This window comes from Microcystis sp. Msp_OC_L_20101000_S702 (assembly GCF_007095705.1).
Lineage (GTDB): Bacteria > Cyanobacteriota > Cyanobacteriia > Cyanobacteriales > Microcystaceae > Microcystis > Microcystis ichthyoblabe_A.
The window spans coordinates 1-7922 of record NZ_SFBO01000173.1; the positions used below are offsets into that span (position 1 = coordinate 1).

Genomic DNA, 7922 nt, shown 5'->3' on the forward strand with positions numbered 1-7922 from the left:
TAGGATATCCTCTCGTTTGTCTTGTATGAGTTGTTTTAAGGTCATAAAATAACATCCATCCCGAAGGTTTTTAATGAACAATTAACAGACTAGACTAGAAAAAACTAAATACTGATAACAATTATCCTAGGTTGAATTGACCCAAGGAAACCCCACAAAAAGCCATGAGAAGCGATCGCCTATTCAGACGGATTGAGGTGTTGGCTGTTGGGTTTCCCTTTCCCCTAAAATTGAGAGGTTTTCTTTAACCCATTGATTCGCTCAACCCAACCGACGGACTCAACCCAAGAAAAAGGACTAGACCGCGCCTAATAGCCGTAGGAATTCCATAACCTTTTCATATAACGCCGCGTTTCCTTGCTGGCGGTACAGTTCGGCGGCTTGTCGCAAATCTCTGATCGCTTTTTCCCTTTCTTGTCGAGAGTAATAAAGAAGCCCCCGAAAGCCGTAAGCCATTGCGTATCGGGGATTAATGTTGAGCGCCTGATTGTAATCGGACAGAGCGAGGTCTGGTTTCCCCTGTTCTTTGTAAAGATTCCCGCGATTGAGGTAAGCCTCAGCGAATCGGGGATTAATGTTGAGCGCCTGATTGTAATCGGACAGGGCGAGGTCTGGTTTCCCCTGTCCGGCGTAAAGAAGCCCGCGATTGCTGTAAGCCAGAGCCAATCGGGGATTAATGTTGAGCGCCTGATTGTAATCGGACAGGGCGAGGTCTGGTTTTCCCTGTACGGCGTAAAGAAACCCGCGATTGTTGTAAGCTTCGGCCAATCGGGGATTAATGTTGATCGCCTGATTGTAATCGGACAGGGCGAGGTCGGGTTTCTCCTGTTGTTCGTAAAGAAACCCGCGATTGAGGTAAGCCTCGGCGTATCGGGGATCAATGTTGAGCGCTTTGGTGAATTCAGCGAGGGCGAGATCGTATTTTTCTTGTTGGATGTAGCCAACTCCCCGGTTATAGTGGCCGATCGCGTCTTGATTGTTCCCTTGAGCGATCCGGGTTTCGGCTGGTTGTCGGCTCTCTAGCGCCATGACGGGGCGAACAGTCGCGAGGGTGGAAAGGCTGATTAGGCTAAGGGTGGTAAGAAGGGCAAAGGATTTCATGGCTAGTTCCTCACTGGGGATGATTTGAAATTCTACTTAGGGTTTGCTGAAAAAGTTTTTACTGGGGGCAGGGTGTGGGGTGTGGGGTATAGGGTTTTACCCATTTTCAGTGGCTCAATTACCTAATTTTCAGGGAAAAAGTGCCTAAATTTCCCCTACGATCACGCCAAGGGTTGGCAGTTTTTGATTGCAAAAAAGCCTAAAAATATTATCCAACAAGGTTTTTAGATTTATTCAGCCAGCCCTACTTATACTAAATCTGGTTATTAAAAACTGATGATTTATTCTCCGTTTTGCCTCTTGCCTCTTGCCTCATCTCAATAAGCAATTTAAATGCGCGGGCAGTTTACCTAGCAGCAGTCAAAGGCAATCAACCAACTTTTAACGATAAGATTCAAGCTCTAAGTATAGAGGACAATTTTAAAATAAGTATTGAAAACAAGGACAGCAAAAAACTTGAACAACAAAAACTAGAACAGCAAGGGATGGGAGCAACCCCATCCCCAAACTAGACAATTATGCTATTCTTTTTTATACATCACCTCCACCACGGTATGAACGTTACCTCTGGGATGAAAATCCCCCTTAACTTTCATCTGCAAGGGTTCGCAAGCGGCCACCAAATCATCTAAAATTTGGTTAATTGCTTCTTCGTGGGAAATATAACGATCGCGATAACTATTAATATAAAGTTTAATCGCCTTTAATTCCATCACCTTTTGATCGGGAACGTAGCTAAGATAAATAGTGGCAAAATCGGGATAACCGGAAAAGGGACACTTACAGGTATATTCCGGCAGAGTAATATGAATATCGTAATTTCTGCCGGGGCGTGGATTGGGGAAAGTAATTAATGTTCCTTCGGCAATTTCTCTTTCCCCGTACTTAACTTCAATTTTTTCGGAAGACTGAACCATGTTTTTTTCCTAACTAGACACTGTTTTCTATCATAGCTGGAATATTCTCTCAAGAGGCGTTACCGAATCAACAGATGAATAGTAAGTAGCTGGTTATAATTAAATTAAAAATGGATTTTAGGTTCGATCCCCCCTTAGTCCCCCCTTAATAAGGGGGGTGCCGATCCCCCCTTAGTCCCCCCTTAATAAGGGGGGTGTCTGACAACTTTTAACGCCTACCTACTTAACTCCTGCATCCTCTTGACAAATTAGCTTAGTCCTGGGTTGAAAGAGTGCCGAGAAGACAGTTGAGACTGAAAATCAGCCAGACCCAACTTTTCAGGTAAAAAATGCTCTATGATTAACCCTAAAGATACTGTAAAACTGGTTTCATGCTCTCCGAGATTAAAAACATAGCCGAGAGTCTCGCACCCCGATTAGTGGAGATTCGCCGCCACATTCACGCGAATCCAGAGTTAAGCGGGCAAGAATATCAAACTGCCGCCTATATTGCCGGGGTTTTGTCTTCCTGTGGTCTATCGGTGCAGGAAGCGGTGGGAAAAACGGGAGTTAAGGGAGAATTGGCGGGAAAAGGCAGTGATCGAAGGATTTTAGCCATCCGGGCCGATATGGATGCCCTACCGATCCAAGAAAAGACCGATTTAGACTTTGCTTCCCGCAAACCGGGGATTATGCACGCCTGCGGTCACGATGTTCATGCTACCGTCGGTTTAGGGGCGGCGATGGTGCTTTCCCGTCTCTCGGAACCTTTGCAGGGAAAAATACGCTTTCTCTTTCAACCAGCAGAGGAAATCGCCCAGGGGGCCAATTGGATGATCCGGGAAGGGGTGATGCGGGATGTCAGCGCCGTTTTCGGGCTGCACGTTTTCCCCTCGATTCCGGCCCGATCGATCGGGGTTCGTTACGGGGCCTTAACTGCGGCTGCAGACGATCTGGAGATTTTTATTCAAGGGGAATCCGGCCACGGGGCCCGGCCCCACGAGGCGATCGATGCTATCTGGATCGCTTCGCAAGTAATCACCACTTTGCAACAGGCAATTAGTCGGACTCAAAACCCTTTGCGTCCCATTGTCCTCACCATCGGCCAGATTAGCGGTGGTCGCGCCCCCAACGTCATCGCCGATCAGGTACGCATGGCAGGAACAGTGCGATCGCTGCACCCAGAAACCCACGCCCATCTCCCAGAATGGATCGAGAGTTTGGTCACGAATGTCTGTAGCACATATAACGCTAAATGTCAAGTAAATTATCGTCGGGGTGTGCCATCGGTACAAAATGACCAATTTTTAACTCGTTTGGTGGAAGAAGCTGCTTTAGAAGCTTGGGGACGGGATCGGGTTTTAATTCTCTCGGAACCCTCCATGGGGGCCGAGGATTTTTCCCTTTATTTGCAACAGGCCCCGGGGACAATGTTCCGTCTGGGAGTGGGTTCTCCTCACCTCCTCAATCCCCCCCTTCACCATCCGGAATTTTTAGTGGATGAGTCGGCAATTCTGACGGGAGTGATTACTTTAGCCTACGCGGCCTATAAATATTGGCAAAGGGAAGATTAAACCGGTTTTTCAAGATAATTTTATGGAAATTTGGCAAGATTTAGCTATTATAGCTTGGACAGAATTGCTGCTGGATAATTATGAACGGTTAATCGGGCGATCGCTTTTACCCCGGATCGGTACTGGCAAAGAACAGAGTAAAATGCTCTTTTATGCCCCTTTTGTGCTGGTTTCCCACGGTACGCAAACTAATCCGATCTTCAATTATGGTAATCGCGGTGCCCTCGATCTCTGGGGTTTAACTTGGCCAGAATTATTAACAACTCCTTCGCGAGCAACGGTAGAGGGAGAGGAACCCGCCCAAGAACGCCAAAAAATGCTGGATTTAGTCAAAAAACAGGGCTATATCAACGATTATCACGGGGTAAGGATCACGAAAAACGGTCAACTATTTCGTATTGAAAAAGCGATCGTTTGGAATATCATCGATCGTGATGGCATTTACTGCGGACAGGCTGCCACTTTTGCCGATTGGATTTTTCTCTGATTTATCGCCCCAATATGACCAACTCAGACCGAATTATTGTTCCTCTTGATGTGCCGGATTTAGAATCAGCGATCGCACTGCTTGATCTGCTGCCAGAAGTCAATTTTTGGAAAGTGGGACTAGAATTATTTGTTAGTAGCGGTGCAGAAATTCTAGGGATTCTGCAAGAAAGACAAAAAAAGAGCTTTCTCGATCTTAAATTCCATGATATTCCCAATACGGTCGCCGGGGCCTGTCGTTCCGCCAGTCGCTATCAAGTGGATTTACTCACCCTGCACGCAACAGCCGGACGGCAAGCAATGACGGCGGCTAAGGAGGCAATTTCTGACCTGCTATCGCCGCCAAAACTTCTCGCTATCACCGTTTTAACCAGCCTTAACGCCAGGGAATTAGCCCTCGACCTCAAAATTCCCCTAGAACTATCGGAATATGCCTTAAATCTGGCATTATTGGCCAAAGAATCGGGAATTGATGGGGCGGTTTGTTCTCCCCAAGAAGTGGCGCAATTGCGTCGCGTCTGTGGAGAGGATTTTCTCTTAGTTTGCCCCGGAGTTCGTCCCTCCTGGTCAAGCAAAGGGGATCAAAGTCGGGTGATGACTCCGGCCCAAGCGCTTAAAGCTGGGGCTGATTATCTAGTAATTGGACGACCGATCACTGGTGCTGAGGAGCCAAAAGTAGCATGGGCAAAAATTTGTCACGAATTAGGCGATATTTAGGGGTATTACTGGTTATGTTCGGGATTAACTTGCCAGCAGTTAGTCTTCCTCTTTCTAGCTGTCCGGAGGATTTAAATCTTTTAGTCGATCGCCTCTTGTCAGATTTACCCGGTTATGCTAACCGAGTTATTAGCCGCTCCCAAATCGATCAAGAATTATCTACACCGGTTTTTGTGATTATTGCCGGTCGTCCCGAATTTGCACCCCTACCTTTAAGTGCTAATCAATATTCCGGTCAAATTGCCGATGACACTCAACAGGTTTTTTTTACGACTTTAGAGCGTCAGTACAGCAAAAATCGCTCTGTCACTCTCCAAAATTATCACTGGTTATTTTTAACTAAAACTGGGGAAGGATGGCGATTAGTGACGATTTACAGTCAATTAGCTGCCCTTGAACCTGCTCAAGTCCCCTTACCTCCCTTAGAAACCAGTCAAGGGACCATCGGCCAAGCGGTGCGTCTCTGGCTGCGGGACTGCGAAGCAGCTGCATTGCGCTAAATTCGCTCGGCCAAAACAAAGCGATCAAAACCTGCTAGGTCGTTAATAATCTGAATTTGTCGATAATTGCCCTGATTTTCCAGCATTTGCGCTACTTTTTCCCCTTGACCGGCTCTCATTTCCACTAGCCAAAGGCCTCCCGATCGCAGATAATCGGGAGCAGTGGCCACTAGATAGCGCAGCGCGGTCAATCCGTCTTCACCTCCATCGAGGGCCAAACGGGGTTCATGTTCCCGCACTTCAATTTGTAGGTCGAGGATTTCTGCACTGGGAATATAGGGAGGATTGGACACCATACCGCTAATCTGTCCTTTCCACTTCTCTAGGGGTGTCCACCAAGAACCCTGTTTTAAGATAATTCTGTCGGCAAAACCCGTCTTGATGATATTTTCTTTGGCGATCGCTAAAGCCGTTTGACTGTAATCAATAGCATAGATCTCTGCTTTTGTCAAGATACTGGCTAAACCAATAGCGATCGCACCGCTACCGGTTCCCAGATCTACCCAGATTCCCCCGTCGTCTCCTCTGAAGGTTTCTCCAACGATATCGATTAATAACTCGGTTTCGGGACGAGGAATTAAGACTTCTGGGGAGACTTTCAGAGTAAAATCACGCCAGACCACCGATTCGAGCAAATACTGCAAGGGAACCCTTGCCTTAAGGCGTTTTTGCCAGCGTTTAGTAATTTCCGACCAAGAATAACTCAAGGGGATTTTTTCTCGTTCGCGAAAGGATTGTAAGCGCAGGGAAAGAGTATCTAAATCTGTCACTGCTTGCAGAAATATATCCACTTCCTTCGGAGATAGTTGCGCTTGCGCTAAATCCGCGATCGCCTGTTGGCGCCATTGACTTAATTCTTGACCGGAAATACTAGCAGACACAAGGCTTAACGATTGGGGGCGGGGGGATTATTGGTATTATTATTAGGGCGTGGCTGATTTGCTGGGGGTTGGTTGGGAGCATTTTGGTTACTATTTGCTCGGATAAAATCAATCGTTTCTTGGCTAGGATAGAGGAGAATTTTAGTTAAAGCTTCATCGTTACTTTGTTGTAGGGTGGCGATGACACTTTCTAAGGGAATAACATCAATTTTCACCGTGGCTGCTTCGGCGGGATTGGCTTTTTTATATTGTTCTACCATTTGCAAAGCGGCGGCTTTTTCAAAGAAGAAAGGAATAAAATCCTGATTATTGCGATTGACCACCAGAAAATTACTCTCTTTTCCTGCTTTCGGCACAAATAAAGGTACACCACCTTGATACTGTTGACCTCTTTCACTGAGCAGTTTTTTCGCCGATTCTACTTCCGACTCTTTGGGAACAAAATCGATAATTAAACGATTTTGATCGGTTTGACTGGTTTGCATTTTATAGACTTGTGCCAAGGAAACAGCCTGAACTTTAACTTTGCTGGCCACTTCAGGATTCTCTTTTTTCAGTTGTTCAAAAAAGTTTTGTGCGTCCTGCTTACTGATAAAAACCCCCGTGAATTTCTGTTCTTTTTCTACGGCAATTAAGGGAACTCCTTGATCATCGGCAATAGCGAAGACAGGTACAGACTGCAAGGTTTTGACGATTTGTTCTTCCGGTAAAGCGAGTGCTTTAGAATAGCTGCCCAGCAGCGAAGTCAACATTGTCGTTCCTACTAAACCAAGAGTTGCCGTCCAACGAATGAGAGATTTCATCAAAATAATTACCTCGTTATTACTATTAACCAATATTTGCCGTTAATCTGAACTATATCGTCTGCTTAACTCCTCCGATTAGGAGTTTTCTGATGAATAACCAGCCCCAAAAGTTCCCTTTATTGGCTTGGTTCTGAACTATCATAGCTAAAAAGAGCCGCACTTGGTGAGATGAGGTGGCAGCGTCAGCCTGGAAACAGGAACAATTTACGGGCTGATCTGGGAAATAATAGGGATTAATTAGATTTTTTAAGTTAAATTCTCAGAAAAAATCCCTTTAGCTCTGGTTTAAGCTGGCTTTTACCCTAATAAGCCCCAACTTGAGATCAAAAGGCATCCTTTTGTCTGAATCAGTTAGTCAACGGGCCACCTTTTGATCTTGGCGCTGCTAATGATTTTCCGAGAGATGGCGCGGATGGGCGATCGCTAACCGCAGCCATTGATAGGAAACTAGATTTAAAATCAGTCCGATGATCAATAAAATTGCCATGAGAGCAATTTGATACCAGGCGATCGGTCTAACCAAAAGATCGGCGATCAGATGGGCTAAATTCAAGACAGAATAGAGAATTGTCAGCCAGAAATGGACTTTTCGCAAGGAGCGACTTTCGCTAAAATTGACCCCGATAATCGCTAACATTGGCAGCAAAAAAAAGAGCAACATTCCCCAGAAAATCGGATCGAGATTGCTGGTTTGATGACTCTCGACGATCGATTGACCATGGAAGAGTGGCATTAACCCCAGTTGGGTGTGAAATAGAGTTCCCAAGAGGAATGTTGTCCAGAGAGCGGCAATTTTTTCGGGATATTTCGCTGTTTTCACGGTAATTATCCTCGGAATTAGTTAAATAGGGTTTGCTGAAAAAGTCATTGAAAAGTACAGGTCTCTTAATCAATGATTTCACTTAGCTACAAGCATAAGCTTTAGTTGTTGATTAATTTTTAAGTCATAACTTATCCTAAT

The 7922-nt window shown here is 45.6% G+C and carries 9 protein-coding genes; 4 read left to right on the plus strand and 5 right to left on the minus strand.

Annotated features, from left to right (window positions below):
• Positions 1-297: 297 nt before the first annotated feature.
• The gene (locus EWV60_RS18265; RefSeq protein WP_287233892.1) at positions 298-1101 is read right to left on the minus strand and encodes a tetratricopeptide repeat protein; all 804 of its coding nucleotides are present in this window, start codon (positions 1099-1101) and stop codon (positions 298-300) included.
• 521 nt (positions 1102-1622) lie between these two features.
• The gene (gene queF / locus EWV60_RS18270) at positions 1623-2018 is read right to left on the minus strand and encodes a preQ(1) synthase (RefSeq protein WP_002732669.1); all 396 of its coding nucleotides are present in this window, start codon (positions 2016-2018) and stop codon (positions 1623-1625) included.
• Positions 2019-2389: 371 nt separating this feature from the next.
• Between queF and EWV60_RS18275 the strand changes: the two genes are divergently transcribed.
• Genes EWV60_RS18275 through EWV60_RS18290 form a run of 4 tightly spaced genes read left to right on the plus strand, consistent with a single transcriptional unit; the run spans position 2390 to position 5274 of the window.
• On the plus strand, positions 2390-3571 hold the full coding sequence (locus EWV60_RS18275) for a M20 family metallopeptidase (RefSeq protein ID WP_287233894.1): 1182 nt from the start codon (positions 2390-2392) through the stop codon (positions 3569-3571).
• A 22-nt stretch (positions 3572-3593) separates the two neighbouring features.
• Positions 3594-4058, plus strand: coding sequence for an MEKHLA domain-containing protein (locus tag EWV60_RS18280; RefSeq protein ID WP_045362745.1), 465 nt, complete (start codon positions 3594-3596; stop codon positions 4056-4058).
• Between the two features lie 14 nt (positions 4059-4072).
• Positions 4073-4774 (plus strand): orotidine-5'-phosphate decarboxylase, encoded by a 702-nt coding sequence (gene pyrF, locus EWV60_RS18285; protein ID WP_287233897.1) that lies wholly within the window; start codon positions 4073-4075, stop codon positions 4772-4774.
• Entirely contained in the window at positions 4738-5274 is a 537-nt protein-coding gene (locus EWV60_RS18290) for a hypothetical protein (RefSeq protein ID WP_130757072.1), read from the plus strand. Before pyrF ends, EWV60_RS18290 begins: the two co-directional genes overlap by 37 nt.
• On the opposite strand, the gene prmC is transcribed toward EWV60_RS18290, so the two are convergent.
• From prmC to EWV60_RS18305, 3 genes are all read right to left on the minus strand, one after another.
• Positions 5271-6155 (minus strand): peptide chain release factor N(5)-glutamine methyltransferase, encoded by an 885-nt coding sequence (prmC, locus tag EWV60_RS18295; protein WP_069475428.1) that lies wholly within the window; start codon positions 6153-6155, stop codon positions 5271-5273. The two genes, EWV60_RS18290 and prmC, sit on opposite strands and share 4 nt — an antisense overlap.
• A 5-nt stretch (positions 6156-6160) precedes the next feature.
• Positions 6161-6958, minus strand: coding sequence for a Tic22 family protein (locus EWV60_RS18300; RefSeq protein WP_002755148.1), 798 nt, complete (start codon positions 6956-6958; stop codon positions 6161-6163).
• A 388-nt stretch (positions 6959-7346) separates the two neighbouring features.
• Positions 7347-7781: a hypothetical protein gene (locus EWV60_RS18305; protein ID WP_002755150.1), complete on the minus strand. Its 435-nt coding sequence runs from the start codon at positions 7779-7781 to the stop codon at positions 7347-7349.
• Positions 7782-7922: the final 141 nt, after the last annotated feature.